Origin of the sequence: Paucisalibacillus globulus DSM 18846 (assembly GCF_000482485.1) — a bacterium.
GTDB lineage: Bacteria > Bacillota > Bacilli > Bacillales > Amphibacillaceae > Ornithinibacillus > Ornithinibacillus globulus.
The window spans coordinates 314,449-336,022 of record NZ_KI519435.1 but is presented as its reverse complement, the minus strand read 5'-3'; the positions used below and the strand labels follow the sequence as shown (position 1 = coordinate 336,022).

General features: G+C 35.7%; 24 protein-coding genes and 1 pseudogene. 14 read left to right on the top strand and 11 right to left on the bottom strand.

The window, feature by feature from the left end:
- The 5 genes from K332_RS0113830 to arsC form a co-directional block, all read left to right on the top strand.
- Positions 1-376: SpoVR family protein (locus K332_RS0113830; RefSeq protein WP_026907993.1), on the top strand; the 376-nt coding region annotated here is incomplete at its 5' end.
- Positions 377-607: 231 nt separating this feature from the next.
- Complete coding sequence (locus tag K332_RS0113825; RefSeq protein WP_026907992.1) at positions 608-1,330, top strand: cytochrome c biogenesis CcdA family protein; 723 nt, start codon at positions 608-610, stop codon at positions 1,328-1,330.
- A 163-nt stretch (positions 1,331-1,493) separates the two neighbouring features.
- A complete protein-coding gene (locus K332_RS0113820; protein WP_026907991.1) occupies positions 1,494-1,838 on the top strand; it encodes an ArsR/SmtB family transcription factor in 345 nt (114 codons plus the stop codon).
- 17 nt (positions 1,839-1,855) lie between these two features.
- A complete protein-coding gene (locus K332_RS0113815) occupies positions 1,856-3,154 on the top strand; it encodes an arsenic transporter (RefSeq protein WP_026907990.1) in 1,299 nt (432 codons plus the stop codon).
- Positions 3,155-3,169: 15 nt separating this feature from the next.
- Positions 3,170-3,589: an arsenate reductase (thioredoxin) gene (arsC, locus tag K332_RS0113810; protein WP_026907989.1), complete on the top strand. Its 420-nt coding sequence runs from the start codon at positions 3,170-3,172 to the stop codon at positions 3,587-3,589.
- A 584-nt stretch (positions 3,590-4,173) separates the two neighbouring features.
- On the opposite strand, the gene K332_RS0113800 is transcribed toward arsC, so the two are convergent.
- The 9 genes and pseudogenes from K332_RS0113800 to K332_RS24800 all read right to left on the bottom strand — a co-directional run bounded on the left by K332_RS0113800 (position 4,174) and on the right by K332_RS24800 (position 10,882).
- The gene (locus tag K332_RS0113800; protein ID WP_026907988.1) at positions 4,174-4,881 is read right to left on the bottom strand and encodes a hypothetical protein; all 708 of its coding nucleotides are present in this window, start codon (positions 4,879-4,881) and stop codon (positions 4,174-4,176) included.
- Positions 4,874-5,338: pseudogene (locus tag K332_RS22550) on the bottom strand (RNA polymerase sigma factor); the annotation flags it as partial. The gene K332_RS0113800 and the pseudogene K332_RS22550, both read right to left, overlap by 8 nt.
- Before the next feature lie 156 nt (positions 5,339-5,494).
- Entirely contained in the window at positions 5,495-6,454 is a 960-nt protein-coding gene (locus K332_RS0113790; RefSeq protein ID WP_026907987.1) for a hypothetical protein, read from the bottom strand.
- Between the two features lie 67 nt (positions 6,455-6,521).
- On the bottom strand, positions 6,522-7,712 hold the full coding sequence (locus K332_RS0113785) for an MFS transporter (RefSeq protein ID WP_026907986.1): 1,191 nt from the start codon (positions 7,710-7,712) through the stop codon (positions 6,522-6,524).
- A gap of 12 nt (positions 7,713-7,724) precedes the next feature.
- On the bottom strand, positions 7,725-8,768 hold the full coding sequence (locus K332_RS0113780) for an ArsR/SmtB family transcription factor (RefSeq protein WP_026907985.1): 1,044 nt from the start codon (positions 8,766-8,768) through the stop codon (positions 7,725-7,727).
- A 122-nt stretch (positions 8,769-8,890) separates the two neighbouring features.
- Positions 8,891-9,370 carry a tetratricopeptide repeat protein gene (locus K332_RS0113775; RefSeq protein ID WP_026907984.1) on the bottom strand — a complete coding sequence of 160 codons (480 nt, stop codon included), beginning with the start codon at positions 9,368-9,370 and terminating at the stop codon, positions 8,891-8,893.
- Entirely contained in the window at positions 9,363-9,980 is a 618-nt protein-coding gene (locus K332_RS0113770; protein ID WP_026907983.1) for a hypothetical protein, read from the bottom strand. The genes K332_RS0113775 and K332_RS0113770 overlap by 8 nt, the downstream gene beginning before the upstream one ends.
- A gap of 15 nt (positions 9,981-9,995) precedes the next feature.
- Complete coding sequence (locus tag K332_RS0113765; protein ID WP_245604685.1) at positions 9,996-10,379, bottom strand: DUF4440 domain-containing protein; 384 nt, start codon at positions 10,377-10,379, stop codon at positions 9,996-9,998.
- 389 nt (positions 10,380-10,768) lie between these two features.
- Positions 10,769-10,882 (bottom strand): putative holin-like toxin, encoded by a 114-nt coding sequence (locus tag K332_RS24800; protein ID WP_342665462.1) that lies wholly within the window; start codon positions 10,880-10,882, stop codon positions 10,769-10,771.
- A 444-nt stretch (positions 10,883-11,326) separates the two neighbouring features.
- On the opposite strand from K332_RS24800, the gene K332_RS22545 reads away from it, so the two are divergent.
- The gene (locus tag K332_RS22545) at positions 11,327-12,121 is read left to right on the top strand and encodes a formate/nitrite transporter family protein (RefSeq protein ID WP_036688936.1); all 795 of its coding nucleotides are present in this window, start codon (positions 11,327-11,329) and stop codon (positions 12,119-12,121) included.
- Positions 12,122-12,200: 79 nt separating this feature from the next.
- On the opposite strand, the gene K332_RS23315 is transcribed toward K332_RS22545, so the two are convergent.
- Positions 12,201-13,274 carry a helix-turn-helix domain-containing protein gene (locus K332_RS23315; RefSeq protein WP_051359464.1) on the bottom strand — a complete coding sequence of 358 codons (1,074 nt, stop codon included), beginning with the start codon at positions 13,272-13,274 and terminating at the stop codon, positions 12,201-12,203.
- A gap of 174 nt (positions 13,275-13,448) precedes the next feature.
- Positions 13,449-14,171 (bottom strand): CAP domain-containing protein, encoded by a 723-nt coding sequence (locus K332_RS0113745; protein WP_026907981.1) that lies wholly within the window; start codon positions 14,169-14,171, stop codon positions 13,449-13,451.
- 390 nt (positions 14,172-14,561) lie between these two features.
- On the opposite strand from K332_RS0113745, the gene K332_RS0113740 reads away from it, so the two are divergent.
- From K332_RS0113740 to K332_RS0113705, 8 genes are all read left to right on the top strand, one after another.
- Positions 14,562-15,236: a response regulator transcription factor gene (locus K332_RS0113740; protein ID WP_026907980.1), complete on the top strand. Its 675-nt coding sequence runs from the start codon at positions 14,562-14,564 to the stop codon at positions 15,234-15,236.
- A complete protein-coding gene (locus K332_RS0113735) occupies positions 15,229-16,590 on the top strand; it encodes a sensor histidine kinase (RefSeq protein ID WP_026907979.1) in 1,362 nt (453 codons plus the stop codon). The genes K332_RS0113740 and K332_RS0113735 overlap by 8 nt, the downstream gene beginning before the upstream one ends.
- A gap of 230 nt (positions 16,591-16,820) precedes the next feature.
- On the top strand, positions 16,821-17,504 hold the full coding sequence (locus K332_RS0113730) for a zinc metallopeptidase (protein WP_026907978.1): 684 nt from the start codon (positions 16,821-16,823) through the stop codon (positions 17,502-17,504).
- 17 nt (positions 17,505-17,521) lie between these two features.
- Positions 17,522-17,950 (top strand): YwnF family protein, encoded by a 429-nt coding sequence (locus tag K332_RS0113725; protein WP_026907977.1) that lies wholly within the window; start codon positions 17,522-17,524, stop codon positions 17,948-17,950.
- 22 nt (positions 17,951-17,972) lie between these two features.
- Positions 17,973-18,260, top strand: coding sequence for a hypothetical protein (locus tag K332_RS0113720; RefSeq protein WP_026907976.1), 288 nt, complete (start codon positions 17,973-17,975; stop codon positions 18,258-18,260).
- Positions 18,261-18,301: 41 nt separating this feature from the next.
- Positions 18,302-18,718 (top strand): Spx/MgsR family RNA polymerase-binding regulatory protein, encoded by a 417-nt coding sequence (locus tag K332_RS0113715; RefSeq protein WP_026907975.1) that lies wholly within the window; start codon positions 18,302-18,304, stop codon positions 18,716-18,718.
- Between the two features lie 283 nt (positions 18,719-19,001).
- Positions 19,002-20,168 carry a TraB/GumN family protein gene (locus tag K332_RS0113710; protein ID WP_026907974.1) on the top strand — a complete coding sequence of 389 codons (1,167 nt, stop codon included), beginning with the start codon at positions 19,002-19,004 and terminating at the stop codon, positions 20,166-20,168.
- A 158-nt stretch (positions 20,169-20,326) separates the two neighbouring features.
- Positions 20,327-21,574, top strand: coding sequence for a hemolysin family protein (locus tag K332_RS0113705; RefSeq protein WP_026907973.1), 1,248 nt, complete (start codon positions 20,327-20,329; stop codon positions 21,572-21,574).

Below are 21,574 nucleotides of genomic sequence, written 5' to 3'. Positions count from 1 at the left end.
TGAATCCGACATCTCCTTTATTCGAAATTACCTTACTAAGGACTTGGTAGAACAAGAGGATATGTATCTTTTTGAAAAACAAGGTCCTTATTACCGGATTTCTGATAAAGACTATGAAAATATCCGCGACCAGTTAGTATCGATGCGCGTAAATGGAGGATTTCCATTTATTACAGTCGTGGATGGGGATTACATGCGTAATGGAGAATTATACATGGTGCATGGATATGAAGGGACAGAGCTTGACCTACACTATTTAGAAAATGTGTTGCCTTATATTTATCAATTATGGGGTAGAAAGGTTTTTATGGAGACGTATGTGGATGATAAGTTGACGGTTTATTCGTATGATGGGGACCGGGTGTTTAAGAGATAATGTTGTTAGAGGTTGAAAAATAGAAATTATAACATGTACCCATGATATTACATCATGGGTACATGTTGTTTAACAATGATAAATATAATTGTAGACCTTTCTGTTCAACATGCAGACGGTTGTAATGGTGTCAAAAGTATGTACTTTCAATTGAAAACCTTTTTAATGAGTCGAACTGTGTTAGTATTTATTTGGAGAACTTTAAATTATTAGAGAGCTGAGGTTTTCATAATGCAGGCAGATATTTCTATTTTATTAGCATTTAGTGCAGGTATTTTATCCTTTGTTTCTCCTTGTGTGTTTCCGTTATATCCAGCGTTTTTATCCTATATTACAGGGATGAGTGTAACGGAGATACAAGATGGTAAATTGAAGGGGCAACGAAAGGCTATAACTCATACGATTTTCTTTTTAATAGGATTTTCAATCATTTATATAGTATTGGGATTAGGATCAACGGGAAGCGCAACGTTAATAGAAACCTGGTACTTTCAATATGGAGATTTAATTAGGCAACTTGGAGCAATATTAATTGTATTTTTCGGGTTAATTACACTTGGCGTATTCCAGCCTAAGTTTTTGATGAAGGATCATAAACTTAATGTCCAAAATAAACCGACTGGGTATGTCGGTACAATGGTAATTGGATTAGCCTTTGCGGTAGGTTGGACACCATGTATGGGCCCAATATTAGCTGCTACATTAGCGCTTGTAGGTGCTAACCCATCAATGGGAATCTGGTATATGTCCGCTTATATTTTGGGTTTTAGTATTCCATTTCTCTTAATGGCATTTTTCATTACTAAATTCAAATGGGTGAAGAAATATACAGGTATCTTCATGAAGGTTGGCGGCGGAATTATGATAGTAATGGGTATTATTCTGTTTTTTGATAAATTTACACTGATCAATTCTTTATTACAACCAATTTTCGGGGACTTTCAAGGGTTTTAGGTACATAACCTGAGTTAAAAAGCTAACATAATCGCTATGGAACGAGCGACTGTGTTAGTTTTTCTTTGTTGTAAGAAGCTAAAATAGACAAGTAAAATTTATTGCAATATATAAGTAAATAATTATATAGTGATAAAGGAATCTATTAGGCGGTGAAAAAGCTATGCAAAAAATAACCATTGAAATAGAAAAAGCGGCAACAATCTTCAAATTATTTGGTGACAAAACTCGCTTAACCATGATGAAAATATTGGATAAGCATGATTGTTGTGTATGTGAACTTGTGGAAATTTTTAAAACAAGCCAACCAGCTATCAGTCAACACCTGCGTAAATTAAGAGACTTAGGGTTGGTGAAAGAAGAGCGGAGAGGGCAGTGGATCTTTTACTCGATTAATAAAAGGAATGAGTATTACCCATTTATTCAGCAAATTCTAGAGCAACTACCTAGTCAAGATGATAAATTAAAAGAATTAGAAGAACAAGGAACACGGATTTCTTGTTGTTAACCTAAGGGGGAGCGACTTTGTCAGTAACGGTAATACTAGCAATACTTATCTTTTTGGTCACCCTAGTATTGGTAATTTGGCAGCCAAAAGGATTAAATATCGGATGGTCTGCCTGTGGTGGGGCTATCCTGGCACTACTAGTGGGTGTCGTTGATTTTCAAGATGTAATGGAAGTAACAGGAATTGTGTGGAATGCCACGTTAGCATTTGTTGCAATTATCCTTATATCACTGATATTAGATGAAATCGGCTTTTTTGAATGGGCATCCTTGCATATGGCTAGGGCTGCTAAAGGTAATGGAATTAAAATGTTTGTCTATGTAAGTGTCCTTGGAGCAATCGTAGCTGCGTTTTTTGCTAATGATGGAGCTGCACTAATACTTACACCGATTGTTCTTGCGATGGTTCGGAACTTGGATTTTAAAGAAAAAATGGTTTTCCCATTTATTATGGCGAGTGGATTTATTGCCGATACAACATCCTTACCACTTATCGTCAGTAACTTAGTCAATATTGTATCTGCTGATTTCTTTCAAATTGGATTTGTAGAATATGCAACGAGAATGATCATTCCAAATATCTTCTCACTAGTTGCGACAATCAGTGTCTTATTAATTTACTTCAGAAAAAGTATTCCGAGGAACTATGATATATCTCAGTTGAAGGAGCCATCTGAAGCCATAAGAGATAAACATATGTTTACTATTTCTTGGTATGTACTTAGTGTTCTATTAATTGGTTATTTTGTTAGCGAATTTATTAATCTGCCAGTGTCTATTGTTGCTGGTGTGATTGCAATATTCTTCTTGATGATTGCTAGAAGAAGTGAAGTAGTCAATACTATGTCCGTAATTAAGGGAGCTCCATGGAATATTGTGTTCTTTTCCATCGGAATGTATGTCGTTGTATTTGGATTACGAAATGCAGGATTAACAGATCTTTTAGCTAACCTGATCCAACTTGCTGCAGAACAAGGGTTGTTCGTTGCAACAGTATCCATGGGATTCATTGCGGCGATACTATCATCCATAATGAATAACATGCCGACTGTGATGATTGATGCAATTGCAATCGCAGAGACAGATACGACCGGAGTTATTCGAGAAGCATTAGTGTATGCGAATGTTATCGGTTCTGACTTAGGTCCGAAGATAACACCAATTGGTTCCTTAGCGACCTTATTATGGCTTCATGTTTTGTCTCAAAAGGGAGTCAAAATCTCTTGGGGAACGTATTTTAAAACAGGTATAGTACTAACGATTCCAATCCTAATTATCACATTATTAGGTCTATATTTGACGTTAACTATCTTTTAATAAAGGAGAATAATCATGGCTAAAAAAACAATGTATTTCCTATGCACAGGTAATTCTTGCAGAAGTCAAATGGCAGAAGGGTGGGCAAAAAAACTTCTGGGTGATGAATGGGAAGTTAGAAGTGCTGGAATTGAAGCGCATGGTTTAAACCCGAATGCAGTGAAAGCTATGAACGAAGTGGGAATTGATATTTCCAATCAAAAATCAGAGATGATTGATAGCGAATACTTAAATAACGCCACGATGGCAGTTACGCTTTGTGGAGATGCTGCAGATCGTTGTCCAATGACACCAGCCCATGTAAAAAGAGAACATTGGGGATTTGATGATCCGGCAAAGGCAGAAGGTACGAACGAGGAAAAATGGGAAGTGTTCGAGCGGGTTCGCGATGAAATTGGGGAACGTATTCAGCGTTTTGCGGAAACTGGGAAGTAAATGATTGGACATGTATATTAATTGTAATATTTATAAAGAAGTAATATTAAATACGCTTGATATGGTTAAAATGTAGATAGACAATTTGTATATTAGAAGAAGCTCGTAGGACATACTCTATAATATTATCTATAATAAAAGTAGATAAGTAATACGAATAAAATAACCGAGAATGCTGGAACATTCCCGGTTAGCATGATTATAGATGTTCAGATGGAATTCCCTCTGGACAAAAAGCTGAAAGAACCCCATCCTTATTTTGATTTAGACGTCAAAAGGGTGGGGTTTATCGTTTATCAGTAAAGTCTTTTTACTAATTGTCTAATGAAGTCTATCAGCTTTAACAAAAATGCCCCAGCTGCGAAAAGTACCGTTAACATTAACAATACTAATTCAATCTCCATAAACATCCCCTCCTTTCACCAAAATAGGTTTCCAGAAGGGAATTAGTCAAATTAGATTACCCCACCCCACATTTGGAACGAAATAAATAGCAAGTGTCTAGACGAGTTCGTGATGAAACTGGGGAATAGCTGAATGGCCATGGAGAGTATCCATGGCCATTTCTTTATGGTAAATACAAATCATTGATCTTCTGAGTTTACTTCATACAACTCAAAGGATTCTGCAATTTTAATGACTTCCTCTAGTGGTATAGGTTCACTTTCCGGTGACACAACACTAAGGCTAATGAACATATCCCGTTCTATCCAAGAAAAGTGGGATATTTCGTCACTTGGGGTATAGTATTCCGCTTTTAATCCATTACCAAAATCCACAATCTCATTATAATCGCCGTCACCTACTTTAGTATAAAGGTGGTCATGAGCCGTATTAATCATAGATATAGTTAATAGTTTTTCTGGTCCATCACTTGAATAGTAAGTGATTTGCGGTTGAATAAATTCTGCATTCCCCTCAATTATATCATCAATGCCATTTACAAAAAGCTCGTCATAATACACTTCTCCGACAGTAAATGGCGCATAAGTTGGAAGTTGAATCATGCCACTAAATTTTTCTAACTTTTGAATATCATGAAGTTGCTCTTCCGCTAAGAATGCTTGTGGACTGTCTTTAAAGTTTGGGATTACAATAATTAGTACCAAGAATGCTACCATGATAACTCCACCAAGAGGTGCTATCCATCCGGTTGTCTTTTTTAAACTGTTTTTTCCTTGTTTCTTATCTTTTTGTTGCGTAATAGCATACAGCATTTTCTCTTTCTTTTCAGATGTAAGATTAGCCTTTGGCATAGATGCTAGCCTATTTCCCAATTTATCATTACTCATGGAAACTTCCTCCTAATCTTTTCTTCAAGGCCTGTTTCGAACGATGATAAGTGGAACGTACTTTATGTTCGCTCCAACCTAAAATATCAGCTGTTTCTTTCACGGAAAACTGATTGATTCCACGTAAAATTAATACTTCCTTATAGCCAGACTTTAAAGAAAGTATTGCCTCGTAAAGTTCTTTATTCTCCTCATTAAGATGAAGTAGCTGCTCCGGAGTTTCTTCTGTACTTGGTTCGTGGTGTGAGGTAAATGGAATAATGGATTTCCACTTTTTACGGTTTCTTCTCCGGATCTCATCAATGGCTATGTTTTTAGCAATGCTATACAGCCATGTTTTTGGACTCGAATTTTCTTGGAAACCAGTTAATCCGTTCATCGCCCTAATAAATACTTCTTGAACTAAGTCATCAACATCAGTTTCTCCAACTCGATAGATGAAGAAGTTGTATATTTCATCACTGTATTGGTAAAACTAATCGGTGATTAGCCTTTCATTATCCATAACAAAACGACCCCTCTGTTTTTCTATCTATCTATTTAGACGTCATAACCATATTAATTATCGCACGTAAAATTAAAATAAAAATAAGAGCTCATAAAGCCCTTATCTTTAAACATTCGTTTTCCTATATAAATCTATGCTTTTTTTCCCCCAAGCCTCATAAAGATTCTCCAATGTCAGCACCTGCCATGGATTAAAAAAGGTTTGTCCATGTTTATTAAAGAAGTATCCATCGCCCATATGGAAGCATGCATGATGAATATTACCCGTTTCGTTCTTCCACACAAGCACATCCCCAGGTTGTAAGCTGTTCACTTCAAAAGAAAATTTCTTATATTGGTTAGCTTCGAATGAGGTTAACAGGGTTTCTTCAAAAACCCAATTAGAAATAATCCAATCTATTTCTGCATCTTCGCCAGATATCGCTGCAACTGTGGCAGAAAAGCAATTCGCTCCACTCTTCACACCGAAGGAATTAAAGTAGGGAGCAAGGTATGCATATTTATCTTTAAGGTCCTGCAAAGTCAGTTCATCTACTGCGACTTCATCAATAAAGCCTTTCGCAAAGTTTAATAGAAACCCATTACGTACTTCCTGATTTAATTGTCCCCATAATGACTGCTGAATAGAAAGCCATTGATTAGAATCATCTTCAAAAATAAACGGTTCAAGTATTGGTTCTATAACTTTCAGGATAGAAGCATCCAATAGATCTTCCATACTGTTCCATTCAAAAACTAAACCATTATTCACTTCTTTTTGTACATTGAAAATTTCGTCACGAATGGTCTTGTGCAGTGACGTAATAACACTGGGATGAGAAATGCAAACATATTTTAGCTTACTTTTATCAATTTGCCAGATTCTATAGCTGTTAATAACATCCATTGTGTACAGAACAGTGTTATTGTAAAAATCATTTGTTGGTAAAATAAGTGCATTTCTACCGAACTCTTTAATAAGGGACTCATGGGTCTCAGGAATAAAGTAGATATCATAGTTTGGCAATAATTGCTTATCCCACTGAGTCAGAACTTCCTTTGTTATTTCGATGTTTTTAACTAACAATTTAATCTCCCCTTACAAATATGTCTAAATAAACATTACCATAATTTTGAAAACTTTTAACATAATATTATGATATAGCCATCACGTTTTTCTTCCTCAGGTAAAAGTAACCGTATGTAGCGGTAAAACAGATTACACTACCAATTACTAAATACAGAATGCGGATAGAAACAAACGGAACGGTAACCGTTGCAAATAAAATACCAAGAGGCAGCATCGTTCGCATAATTAATAATCGTACCGAAGTAACCTTTCCCATTAAATGGTTCGGTATGACTCGCTGAATAAGCGTTATATTATAGATGTTGAATATGGCAATAACGATACCCGCAACGATTTCTGTAACAACCGCAAGTAGATACCAAGGTGTAACGCCTAAGGAAAGATACGTACAACCACCAATGAATAGTGCTGTGAAGAGAATTCCTAATCCCTCTAAATTACTCAGTCTTTGCTTGATGAAGGCACCGATTAAATAGCCAATCGGAAAGCCAGCCATAAATAATCCATATGCAGATATAGACTGATCCAAAATAGTAGTAATAAAAGGAAGTGTAGTAACAATGGTCACCCCAACGCCAAAGTGAACAAAGCCAAAAAACACCCCGAGCCAAACAATTAATCTATGTTTAAAATAAGTATGTATTCCTTCTTGAAACTCATGAATCCATGGGTTCCTTAAGTCAGATTTTTGATAGTCTTCATCTACCATAAGTAACATAATGGAACTTAATAGAAAGGCAACTCCGATGATGATAAGAACCCATTCTATGGCTAAATAATCAAACAAAAACCCAGAAATGACAGGTCCCATAATAACCATTACTTGGCGAGTGCTATCGATAGAGGCATTTGCTTTCGTAAGATACTCTTTTTTGATAACAGTTGGTAAAATTGCTTGATTAGCCGGAATGAAAATAGGCATAATCACACCAACAATAACTTGTACAATATATAGAAAGGCAATGGTAAAGGCATCTAAAAATAGACATAACAACAAGGTCAAAGCTAAAATCATCCGGACTAGCTGGCAACTAATCATGATCCACTTTCGACTAAAGCGGTCAATATATGGTCCAATAAACAACTGCATAATAAAGGATGGAATGTAGTAAATAAGCCAGACTGAACCAAGTGCCGTGGCTGAACCAGTGAGTTGATAAATTAAAATGGAATTACAAGCCGTAAACAATGCCCCTCCTAGTTCGGAGGTGGCATTGCTAATCCATATCGATCGAAAACCATAATTATTAATCACCATGTATTCCCCTTACTTTTTCAAATAGAGATTAAGTTCCTCTGCTAAAAACCTGATTGTCAGCTTTTTTAACGAGTACTTTGAATCTACTATTTCCACTAACTTTGCAGAGCGGAGAATCTTAAGATGGTGGTGGACTGTAGATTTACCAAGCTTCACACGGTCTGTAATTTCTTGTAGAGTACGTTCCTGTTCAAATAGTAATTTTACTATCTTCATCCGAGCTTCGTCCCCTAAAGCTTTATACTTTAATACTAAAAAGTTATTAGGCATATATCTATCTTCTGGGGAAATACTTTCATTGGAAATAGGATAATAGAATACTTTTGTATCCTCTATATCTGCTTCGATATTCCAAGGTCGATAGATATATTGCGGGATTAATAATACCTTACTGACACTAGGTTCGGGCTTATAGCTAACCCCTCCAGTTGCCCATTCAACTAGTGCTTCGGGATCCAGCTTTTCTAGCATATTCTTTTTCATTTCAAAGTCTGTACGTAACATGATAGACAACTCTTCAGAATCCTTCTTGATTACAGCTTCATACCACCCCCCCATGACGTTTATGAGATGTTCTCTAAGATAAGATAGGTTCACTGTGCAAATGTAATCAATGTACTGGGGGAAAAAGGGATTATCTTTCGTTTTGTTTTTCATTTCGGTAATTGCTGACACATTTCCTAGGGCAGCATTATTTCTCAATTCCTGAAACTCATGGCCAATGAAAGGTAAGCTGATAAATTTTAAGTCACTTTCAGGAAGTTCATGAATATAGGTAGAAAACTCCGTAAGATCATTAAATTTTTTCTTATGAAGCAACTGAAGGAGCGTCTTCCAGGTATTGTTCTTTTCAACATAATCCAACTCTTTTAATAACGCTGTGGATAAATTTTCCTTTATGGTATTCCAATACTCTAACGGCTTTTCAAGGGTGTTAATAATGGGAGTGTTCGTGATAGCAGCTATTCCTAAAGCACATTCCCATAAGAGAGAGTATTCAAATTGAATTTGGTAAGTAGATCTTTTTCGACTAGTAAAATTTAAAATATCCATATGTATCACCTCAATTTTCTTTATTGTTATTCTATATTATTAGAATTATATATTCAACAATTATAGAATAATATGACAAAAAAGCACTTGGAATGCAGTTTCTTTACACTCCTAGTGCTTTGCTACCATACTTTATCTAACTTATTAGCATAAAAACGTATTGCCTTCTCATATTTTAAAATATCTTCATCTGCGGTTGTGTCAACTAATGCTTTTAATAATAATTCCATTGAATGATTATGTTTCTTTAGGTTGTATAGTGTCATTGCGTAAAACACGTGTAAAGCATGATTGTTTGGAAACAGCTCTAGGCCTTTTTCAAAAACTCTTTTTGAATTTTCGTATTTCCCTAATGTTCGATATGTACTACCTAATCCGAGAAGTGCTCCTTCTAACTCATCGCCAGCTAATCCTAACTCAATTGCTTTCTCATAATAAGGAACTGCCTTCGCTTCCTCCCCTAATACATCAAAACTCCATGCGCATTGATAGTTAATTAGCGGATCATTTGGATAGAGATCAACTAGTTCTAACATAAGAGCATTGGATTCATTTAATTTTTTCTGTTTTCTTAGGGCAATGGCTTGGTCTAATTTATTCAATGTCTTCCACTACCTTTATCTTAAACAAGATTAAGTTATCATATTTATTGATCATGCTTTGAACTTCTTCCTCATCTTGGTAATCATAACCAGATTTCAATATATTTTCAGATGTCTCCCTATAGCCGGCAAGAATAATCGTTTCATTAAGATTAGCAGAAACTTTTTCGTGGATAGCATAATCCCAAGTTCTTCCCACTTGTTCTTCGAGTAATTCTAAATTGAGTTTTTGTGGAGTTCCTATAGAATTAGTTGTACCTAAAACCACAAATGGTCCTTCATTGGTTTCAATAAATCCTAGTCTTAAACTGCCTTCCTCTCCCTCTTCGGTAGGGTGAAGTCCATAGATGTGCTCGGCTAATTTTGGTTTGACCAATTCCCCATTTTGGTAACCCTCAGCCCAAATATGTAAATAAGTTTTATCTGCCTGTTCCCATTTGTATTCAAAATCTAATAATGTACCTAAGTTTAGCATTTCAAATGTTTCAATAGTGCTAGATTTAGAATCAGGGGTAATTGTTAAAACCTCAGCATCACTCATAGCTTCCATATTACAGGCAGAAAGTAAAGTTAAAATACCAACAAGAAAAATGCATTTAATAACCTTCAAATAATCACCCTTTTTCTAGTTCCCCATCTCAGTATATTCCCTTATTAACTTCCAATCCCCGTTTTCCATCCCCCACACATACATGCATTTAGCCTGATGAGATTGTCCGGAAATCATACTGGTTTCTGTTCCGAAAACAAGATAGTTTTCTCCGTTTTTTCGTTCCGTAGAAGAAACTACATCAAACTCCTTATATGTACTTTCATCATATTGGTTTAAAACGGAGACAATATCGTAGTGATAATCATATACTTCTGGTTTTTCTATTCCAGAAAATGCCCAGTATCCAGTGAAACTTTTAGACATAAACTCTCTAAATCTAGTCGCATCCTTTGTTTGGAAGCCTTCATTCCAAGCCTGATAGTAATTGGTTAGGACGGTTTCAAAGTTATTCATCATATTTTTTTCGCCCCTTGAAATATATTTTACGTAGATAGGAAAGTATAAAAGCTTTCCGCCGACATAAGAAAAACTAACACAATCGTTAAAGGACGAACGAATGTGAGTTATTCTAAAAAAATTGTAGCACAAATAATCTGATAATTATATACAAATAAAGGACCGGATAGAAAAGCAATAAGGAATAGATTGAATGGTGTAGACATGAGGGGAAGTAGTAGGTATAATGAGACCTAAATTAGCATAAAATGAACCGAGGATGTTACCGAACACCCCCGGCCCCGCATGGTTGGAAGTTCAGGCGTGGAATCCCCTCTGAACACCTTACAAATGAAAAATGAACAGAAGAACCCTCACCCTATAGTGATTTAGCCGTCACGGGTGGGGGTTCACTTTTTGTTAATCTTGTCGTCAATTAACCGCCTTACGAACTCCAGCAAAGAAATCAAAAATGAACCCGCTGCAACTAGTAACATCAAAATTGATATTACTAAATTCTCCAAAGGCACCCCTCCTTTCACCAATAAAATGGATCCAGAGGGGAGTGAAAATCCCACCCTAACGACTCACCATGCATACTTCCATTGTAGCCTAAAACAGGCTCATGGTAATCGTTCATTAGTCATAGCTTGTAAAAAGGTCAAATATACCTACTTATCTATTTTAAAATGGAGGGATTCGATTTTTTCTTCTAGTCTATCTACTTGGTTTTAAAGGTTTTTCAGAACTTTCCCTAATTCTAAATCTGATTCGAATTTGCCCCAACTATCTCAATCCCAAATTATAGAACTGTTACCAGTGAAACAGACGAGGGCATATTTTTGACTTTATTTCGAACACTTCTATACATAGCAGCATTTTCATCACCTTTATGTGACATTTTTCACAGGTGATTAGTACTCCCACATATAAAATGAATGAAAATTTCCTTTTGGGGAGGAAAATAAATGGATTATGTTAAACCAAATGAAGTTGTTCAATCAATTGCTATTGCTGCCGAGAAGAAGGCAAGTTTATCCGTACTACATATTTTAATTAAAGGGTTTTTGTCTGGTGCATTTTTGGGTTATGCCACTACCCTAGCATACCAAGCTTCTACCCAGACAGGACTGGATATCGTCGGAGCGATTATTTTTCCAACTGGATTTGTAATCATATTACTATTAAACCTTGAACTAGTAACGGGATCATTTGCGATGCTGCCTATTGCTCGGTTCAGGGGGCTCACAACAACACCAAAGATATTACGCAACTTTACTTGGGCTTTTATTGGGAACTTAATTGGAAGTGTTTTTTATGCTGTGCTATTCTTCATCGCCATTACCAAATTTGGACATACTTTTGATGCACCTGTAATCGATAAAATTATCGCAGTTGCTGAAAGCAAAACCCTTGATTATAAGGGGTATGGTGGCGATGGTTATATTGTTGTTTTTGTAAAGGCACTATTATGTAATTGGATGGTAACTATGGGGGCAGTTATGGCATTTACATCCCAAGCAACCATTGGGAAAATCGCTGCAATGTGGATTCCAGTTTTTATATTCTTCGCACAAGGATTCGAACACGCAGTTGTTAATATGTTTGTTATACCTGCAGCGATGATGTTAGGGGCGGATATATCATTCGGAGACTGGTGGTTATGGAATCAAATTCCTGTTACTATTGGCAATTTAATCAGTGGTATTATCTTTACTGCAATTTGTCTCCATGTGATAACAAAGGAAAAAGGAAAAATCTAATTCGGTATTATAAAGTCAATGAGTTAATCCCGCATGAAATGTGCGGGATTAACTTTTCATATTGAAGTGGCTCAAAAAATTAGCTCTTAATCTTTGTAATTATTTTAACTAAACTTTCTTGATTAAGAAATGGTGCAAGGTTAGCTATAGTGCCCGGGGCTAAACCGTCTAAATTAGAGTCCTCTATTAACGTACCGAGTTCTTTTTGGCCAAGGAATGGTGCGATAGCAATTAAAGTGTGGTCATCAATATCAACGGACTTTGCAATTTCCCCTAGTGTGTACTTACTGACAAAAGGTGCTAATGCAGACAAATGGTGACTTTCCGCCTTTTGATTACTGATGCGTAATGCAAGTTCATCAGTTGTGTCTTGGTCAAGAAAGGGAGCAACAGCAATAATTTTATTAAAGGAAATTTCCTTATCCAGCGCTTTATCTACAAGTGACTTTAATACATCAATCGATACAAAAGGTGCAAGTCCCATAATAAATTCCCAGCGGATATCTTTTAAAGGAATATCTTTAATAATTTCATCCATATCCTCACCAATAAATGGACCGAGTTGTGCGATGTCACCGATGCTTAATAAATCTCTTTTTTTCATTAGAAGCTTTGATATTAGCTCGCTTTTTAAAAATGGAGCAAGATGAATAATGTCTTTAATGGAATACGAATCATCGTTAGTAAACTTATTAAACAGTTCCTCGAGAGAATTTTCACTTAAGAATGGAGCTAACTGAACGATATGTTGGATGGAAAGCTTCGTATCATCTAGATTCTTCGTTACACTATCTAATGAACTTGTTTTAAGTACTGGGGCAATGGAGATAAGATCATCTAACCCGGAATCTCCTTTATTCAATAATTCCGCAGCTTTATTGGTATCCTTCTTAGCAATGCTATAAACAATTGGTCCAACATTTTTAAACGATTTATCATCTTTTTTACCACCATTTAAAATACCGTCAACTGAAATATTAAATTCATCTGCTAGTAATACTAACGTACCCACATCCGGTATGGAATCCCCTTTTTCCCATTTAGATACAGCCTGGTGGCTAACGTTTAATTTGTCCGCTAATTCAACTTGGGTTAAATCTTGCTCTTTTCTAAGTTTAGAAATATATGATCCGATTAATTGACTATTTAACATACTGGTGAAACCTCCATGATAAATTATACAGTGCGCGCTGTTAATTAGAGAATAGCACAGGAGGGTTCGCTCGACTATCAACCATTAGTTGAATAGGGATTCGTTTTAAAATTCAACCGACGGTAGAGTTACTAATAAATAAACGCCATGAAAAAGATTCATGGCGTTAAATCATCACTTTGTAATAAACATCTGTGTCCATTGCTTTCCTTGTGTGTTATAGCCGACACCAATATGGGTAAAGTTTGCATTTAATATATTTTCACGATGTCCTTGACTATTCATCCATGCTTGAACAACTTCTGCGGGTGAAGATTGTCCTTGTGCAATATTCTCACCTGCCGAACGATACGTAATACCAAAGTCACGCATCATATCGAAGGGAGAGCCATAGGTAGGGCTCGTATGTGAAAAATACCCATTTTTTTGCATGTCATTTGATTTCTCTCTGGCAACCTGACTTAGTTTAGTATCGACTTGTAATGTAGAAAGGCCTGCTTGCGTTCTTTCTTTATTGGTTAATGCCACTACATCACTTTCAAATTGGCTAAGCCCGTGATTCTCAGTTTGCTGCTGGGCTTGTTGTGGCTTTTGCTGCTGTTGCTGTGGTGTAGCTTGTTGTTTATTCGTGATATTATTCGTATTTGGAACATTATCACCACCAGGTTGTTCATTTTTCCCCTGCTGTGGTGTGAATTTATACTTAGCATCCTGAGTTTTAATTGGTTGTGTATGCGGGTAGTCATTACTTGATTGATCGGTACTCATACTAGAAATGTTGTCATTACCATTGTTACTATTATTATCATTATCACTACCTGCATCATCATTGTTACAAGCAGTAAGGACAATAACTACAAAGAACGCAATAAATAGTTTAACTAATTTCCCTTTCATAAAAGAAATCACTCCTTTTTTTGTTTGGTCATAGTATTAGTTCTTTTTGGGAAAATATTGATGATTATTTTTGGCAGTTAGGAAGTTTTTACAAACTATCCGGTGACATAGGAATATTAGTTCTAACCGTTACGTGAAATGATGCGCGTGACACGCTTGGGATATTTCAACCCCAACCATAGTGGAAAAAGACATGTGAGACTCTATCCTGAAATGTTTTACTCTCTCGTCATTTGTTTAACCCTTCAACTCAGGGCAGATCACACGATTAATTACTATACAAAAAAACAAGGTAATAAGAGCCTTTCCAATAAAATAAGGGTTTCTAGTTTTACGGTTTCTTTAACCTGCGCTACACTAAAATTAGAAAATAGTAGGAAGTGATGGAATATGAATACGGTACTCGTAGTTGATGATGATGCACATATCCGAAAATTAATTAGGCTATATTTAGAAAATAGTCATTATCATGTGATTGAAGCAGCTGATGGGGAGGAAGCATTAGAGCTTCTTGGAAAACATACCATTGATTTGGCAATTGTAGATGTTATGATGCCTAGAATTGATGGTTATGAGCTTACAGAGGATATTCGGTCTTTTTTAGATATTCCTATTTTAATGGTAACTGCTAAAGGAGAATCACAAGATAAGGTTAAGGGATTCCGTGCGGGGACAGACGATTACTTAGTAAAACCTTTTGATCCGGTTGAATTGATTTTGCGAGTGGAGGCACTATTAAAACGATACAATATTAGCGTGGAAGAAAAGGTTAAGGTGGGTTCCATTACTATTGATAAGGAAAGGCTTCTAGTTCAAGCAGAAGAAAAGATTATCTCCTTAAAGAAGAAGGAATGTGAGCTGTTATTTGTACTTGCAAGCTCTCCAGGGAAGATATTTACACGTAATCAGTTGATTGAAAAAATTTGGGGATATGATTATGAAGGAGATGAGCGAACGGTCGATGTACATATAAAACGTTTGCGTGAACAACTAGAGGATTTTGAGGATATTGCAATAACGACGGTAAGAGGATTAGGGTATCGGCTGGAGGAAAGTCATGGTTAGAAGTCTCTACTTAAAAATTGTGGGTACCTTTATTGGTGTCGTTATTGTCAGTATTTTATTGTCCTACTTTTTAACACCTTTCTCATTAAATCAGGAAAAAGTGTTTAGGGAAGAATTATCGACAATTTCAATTGGTTTGGCAGAAGTTATTCAAATGACAGGCCCAGAGAGTATCCCAAAATTAGTGAAAAACTTTGATGATATGGACTTTGATGTACTGATTACGGATGGAAGAAATGTAATTTATGAAAAGCAAGGTAATACATCGATTCCTATTAAAATAGAGGATGTAGAGGAGATATTAAGACACTCATTTGATGATCCGGTAGTAAAAGTGGACAGGCATAATAAATCAGCAAGAATTATTGGTGTACCAATCATGCTATCTAGTGGAAAATATGCCTTGATTACTCGTATTGATTATGAAGATGAGTTTGAGGATATCCAACAGGGGATTTTTATCTCACTATTAATTGTTTTATTTATCGGTAGTATATTAATTTTACTAGCCTCTACTTACTTAGTTAACCCAATTAGAAAATTGACTAATGCAGCACGTAAAATCGCAAAAGGTGATTTTTCTGTACGTGTAGAAAAAACGAACCGCAAGAATCAAGATGAGGTTGGGGAATTAATTGATAGTTTTAACCATATGACAGCAGAAATAGAGAAGATTGATTCGATGCGAGCCGACTTTGTAAGTAATGTTTCGCATGAAATACAATCCCCACTTACCTCTATAAAGGGATTTACAAAGGCAATAATGGATGATGTTGTACCAAAAGATAATCAGAAAGAATACTTGCATATTATTTATCAGGAAATTGAGCGAATGTCTCGTTTAAGTGATAACTTATTACGAATTGCCTCACTAGATTCCGAACACCATCCGTATAATCCATTGTCCTATCGTTTAGATGAACAAATACGAAATTCAGTCTTAACTACAGAACCAATGTGGAATAAAAAGAAAATTGATATGCATTTAAACATTGAACCTGTAGAAATATATGCGGATAAAGATTTGATGGAGCAGGTTTGGTTAAATTTAATTACAAATGCCATAAAATATACAGACGAGGAAGGAACTATAGAGATTGTTATTCGAATTACCTCCAGTCAGATTAAGGTAAGTGTTAGAGATTTTGGTATTGGAATTCCGAAAGAAGCGCTTCCCAATTTATTTGGACGATTTTATAAAGTGGACCGTTCAAGAAACAGGTCAGTTGAAGGAAATGGATTAGGTTTATCCATAGTTAAGAAGATTATAAACATCCATAAATTTAGTATTACTGTTGATAGTATTGAAGGACAGGGTTCTACTTTTACAGTGAATATCCCATTAAGTCAGTAAGAAGAAGACTACGAACAATTTTTTGTTCGTAGTCTTCTTAGTTCATATTCAGTTCATATTAATTTTTTATAATCATATTACACCCAGAAAAAATAAATTATTTTTCAATATGTGCAACAAAACACAAAGTTATTTCGTATATAACTATAAGGAGATAATTTAATGTATAAATCTGGGAGGATATTGTCAAGCCTTAGATATAGAAATAACAGACACCAGGGGGATCTGACATGTTCTTTCATCCAATGGATTTTTTAATACTTATCGCTTTTGGAATTGCCATGTTAGCACAAGCGAAAGTAAAAAGTAACTTCCGGAAGGGTTCTACGTATACAGCATCTTCTGGAATGACAGGGGTAGAGGTAGCAAGAAGAATTTTGGATAGTGAGGGGCTTTCCGATGTAAGGATTGAGCTTTCTAGAAGAGGAGTATTATCAGATCATTATGACCCAACGGCTAAAGTAATTCGGTTATCTGAGCCAGTTTATCGAGGGAATTCTATTTCGTCACTTTCCGTTGCGGCACACGAGGTGGGTCATGCAATTCAACATGCTAATCACTATTCGATGTTGGTACTCAGACATAAGCTTGTTCCATTTACGAATATTGGTTCACAAATGGCACCATTTTTATTAATTGCTGGATTCTTGCTTAATTTAGGAAACTTAATTGGAATTGGTATCCTCCTATTCTCGGCGGCAGTGATATTTCAATTAGTAACATTACCAGTAGAATTTGATGCTTCAAGTCGTGCTAGAAATAAATTACTAGAGCTTGGTATGATTACAAACCAAGAAGAAAGAGGAGTAGCCAAAGTGTTAAATGCAGCGGCTCTAACCTATGTAGCTAGTACCATGATTGCCGTACTTGAGCTTGTTAAATATATTATGATTTTCAGGGAAAGAGAAAATTAACTAAAGGTGGGATAAACATGAATCTTCCAATGACTGATATGCCAAGCTTTATAAAAAAAGAAGTGGATAAGTTGAACGATACCATTTATCCTTTCATAAAAAAAGTTTCTAAGTATTCATTTTGGGCATTTCCATTAATCGCCTTTTCATTAATAAGTCTATTCTTTATGCTGGTTATCATGCCAGATACAAGAACAACTGTAGCTCTTATTTTATACGCAGTAATGGGAGCATTTGGTTTTGCGTTATCAAAAGAGGCAAAGCATCAACGTAAAGAAATACTCAAAGTGAGTGAAGCGTTTATTGTTAAACGTATTAAAAAAAGTGATGTTGTGACGGAGACAGTAAAAGAACGATATATCAAGAATGTGAAAGAGCAACCTGGATTTGCAATGAATCACTTTATCAGATTCCTAGAAGAAGAGAATCGTTTGATGGATGAATAAGTTTTAGGCTTGGAGGGATTTGGTGGATATATTAGCAAAACAGGAATATATAAAGGTCGAGCGTATAGTTAATAGCCTAGAGCAAGTCGATATGGAGCACAAACGCTGTCTAAGTTTATACAAGGATAAAGTTACGAGTTTCCATCGTGAATTTCCCATCCAAGAAGTGCTCGATATGTCTTATCGTCAAATAGGCGGTGAAGGAGCAGGGCTTCTTTACTTACATACGACTCGTGGCGTTTATTCATACACTGTGAAGACCTCTCCAATGCATTTTATAGAATACTTTAAAGACCATGTTAAAAAATAACTCGTTAAGCTTTTGAAATTAGAAGGAAATGGGGAATGGTAATGTCTGTTAAGATTTATGGTGCCGCATGCTCGTCAACCAGAAAAGCAAAAGAATGGTTTAAGAAGAATAATATCGATTATGTTGAACGAAATATATTAAAAGAACCATTAACTGTCCCAGAATTACAACATATTCTCAGTAGAACAGTGGAAGGAACGGAAGAAATTATTTCTACAAGGTCCAAAGTGTATAAAGAGCTGAATGTAGATATTGATTCCCTTCCACTACAAGGCTTATTAGAACTAATTCATAAACACCCAAGGCTTTTAAGAAGCCCAATTATGTTAGATGAAAAAAGGTTACAAGTAGGATTCCACGTTGATGATATAAGGCAATTCCTACCAAGACAAACACGCGAAATACAATGGAACAGATGGCGCATGAATTACTTACCAATGACAGAAATAGTTAAGTAGTAAGTAGCCTTTGAAGAATATTTTAGTGAAGAAATTCAATTTAAATATTTGCGTAGAGCGGCCCGAATACACGAATATTCCCATGGAGGGTAGGCTTACCAGCCGCCATGGAAAGAAAAGTGTATTCGGGCTGTGGGCGTGATAGGAAAGTAAGATTTACTATTAGGAAGAACGTTCCCCTATAACCAGGGTGCGTTTTTTTCTATAATATATTAAAATTATTCAAATTTATACGAAACTAGTTTATTATTATATCTATATACATATAAAAGGAAGGTACCATATGTCGGAAGAAAACATATCCCGTTTAGATATAAATGGCAAAGAGATCATCTTAATCGGTACAGCACATGTATCAAAGAATAGTGCCGAACAAGTAAAACAAGTAATCGAAGCAGAAAAACCTGATTCTGTATGTATAGAATTAGATGAACAACGGTATAAATCCATTACGGAAGGAAAGAAATGGAAGGAAACGGATATCTTTCAAATAATAAAAGATCGAAAAGCAACATTGTTATTAATGAATCTTGCTATATCCTCATTCCAAAAACGGATGGCAAACCAGTTTGGCATTAATCCTGGCCAAGAAATGATTCAAGGGATTGAATCGGCAAAGGAAATAGATGCTAATCTTGTTTTGGCAGATCGTAATATACAAACCACATTTTCTCGAATTTGGAGAGGAATCGGATTAAAAGGAAAAGCAATGTTATTAGCACAGGTTATTGCTAGTATTTTTACAAAAGAAACGATTTCCGAAGAAGAACTAGAGAAGATGAAGTCTCAAGATATGATTGATTCCATGCTACAGGAGTTTACGGATGAATTTCCAAAATTAAAAAAGCCTCTAATTGATGAGCGAGACCAATATCTTGCACAAAAGATAAAAGAAGCACCGGGTGATAAGGTTGTTGCGGTATTAGGTGCGGCTCATGTACCTGGAATTAAGGAGCAAATTAAACAGGATCATAATCTAGAGCAATTATCAAAGCTCCCACCTAAATCAAAAATTCCCAAAATTATTGGTTGGTCCATTCCAATTTTTATTATTTCTTTAATTGTTTTTACCTTTATGACTAATGCTGAAGCTGGTATGGCACAAATTATTAGCTGGGTGCTATGGAATGGTTCATTATCAGCGTTAGGAACACTAATTGCATTTGGACATCCTTTAGCAGTAGTTACAGCATTTATCGCAGCACCAATTACATCACTAGAGCCTTTTCTTGCAGCAGGTTGGTTTGCCGGATTTGTCCAAGCGTATTTTAAAAGGCCAAATGTGAACGACTTTGAGAAATTATCAGATGATGTTCATAGTTTAAAAGGCTTTTGGAATAATAAAGTAACCCGTGTTCTTTTAGTTGTAATTTTTGCCAATTTAGGGAGCTCAATCGGTACCTTTGTAGGTGGAGCAGATGTAGTTCGCCTATTTATTGAACACTTGTAAAAAGGATGTTGTATTGGAAACACCCTTGTATAGTTGGTTAGGAAGACTTATCTAAAGTATAATGTAAACACATTTTTATAATCTATGTTCTAAATAACAAAAAATAAAAGTAATCATTTAATATAAATGGATTGAAATTTTTAAGGGGGAACTATCTAGTGATCATTGCGATCATCATATTATTGTTTGTATCCTTTTTCTTTTCTGGAAGTGAGACTGCGCTTACCGCAGCTAATAAGATGAAGTTACAAACAAAAGCAAGCAATAATGATAAAAAATCTGAAAAATTATTGGACTTGGTATCAAAACCAAGTGAATTTATAACGACAATTTTAATTGGGAACAATATCGCTAATATACTCTTGCCAACTCTTGTAACAATGGTAGCATTAGAATACGGTGTGAATGTTGCAATAGCTTCGGCAGTGTTGACGATTACGATTATTGTGTTTTCAGAGGTGCTACCAAAGTCAATTGCTGCTGCGTTTGCAGATAAAATTGCATATATTGTATATCCAGTAATTCGATTTTTTACTATTATCTTTAAGCCTTTAACATTTCTGTTAAATGGCATGACTGGTTTAATAATAAAGCTACTATCAAAGAATGATGAAGACAATATATCCATATCGAAGGAAGAGTTAAGAGTAATGGTAGATATTGCTGGTACGGAGGGGACCTTTAAACGAGAAGAGTCTTTCCGTATTAAAGGTGTTCTAGACTTCCAAGATTTAGATGTGAAGGATGTTTTAAAAACACCACGTATTGATATCGTTGCTGTACCACATGATGCAACCTACGAGGAAGTTCGTGATATTGTGATTCAGAACCAATATACTAGATATCCTGTTTATGATGATGATATTGATAATATTATTGGCGTTTTCCATTCGAAGTATCTCTTAAGTTGGTCAATCGAACCGGAAAAGAGATTAGAAGAATATTGTGATTTAGATCCAATGGTGTTCTTTGAATTCCATTCAATAGAAATGGTCTTTCGTCAAATGACACGTGATCGAAAACATCTCGCTATCGTGCTAGATGAGTATGGTGGAACGGAGGGTATCTTGACACATGAGGATATTATCGAAGCGATGATTGGCTTAGAGATTGAAGATGAGATGGATTTAGAAAGCGAAAAACTTGTAGAGAAGTTAACCGATACGGAAATTATCTGTGACGGTAAGATTACTCTTCACCGATTAAACTCCATATTTAACACAGACATTCCAGAGGAGGAAGATGTTCTTTCAGGTTACCTACTAACGGAATTCAATCAATTCCCACAGCAAGGTGATATGCTAGAAAAGGATAACCTTCTTTTTAAAGTATTAGAAGTAGATGGTAGAACACTAAAACAAATACAAATCGTAAAAGAAGATTTAGTCGAAGTGGAGGAAGCATAG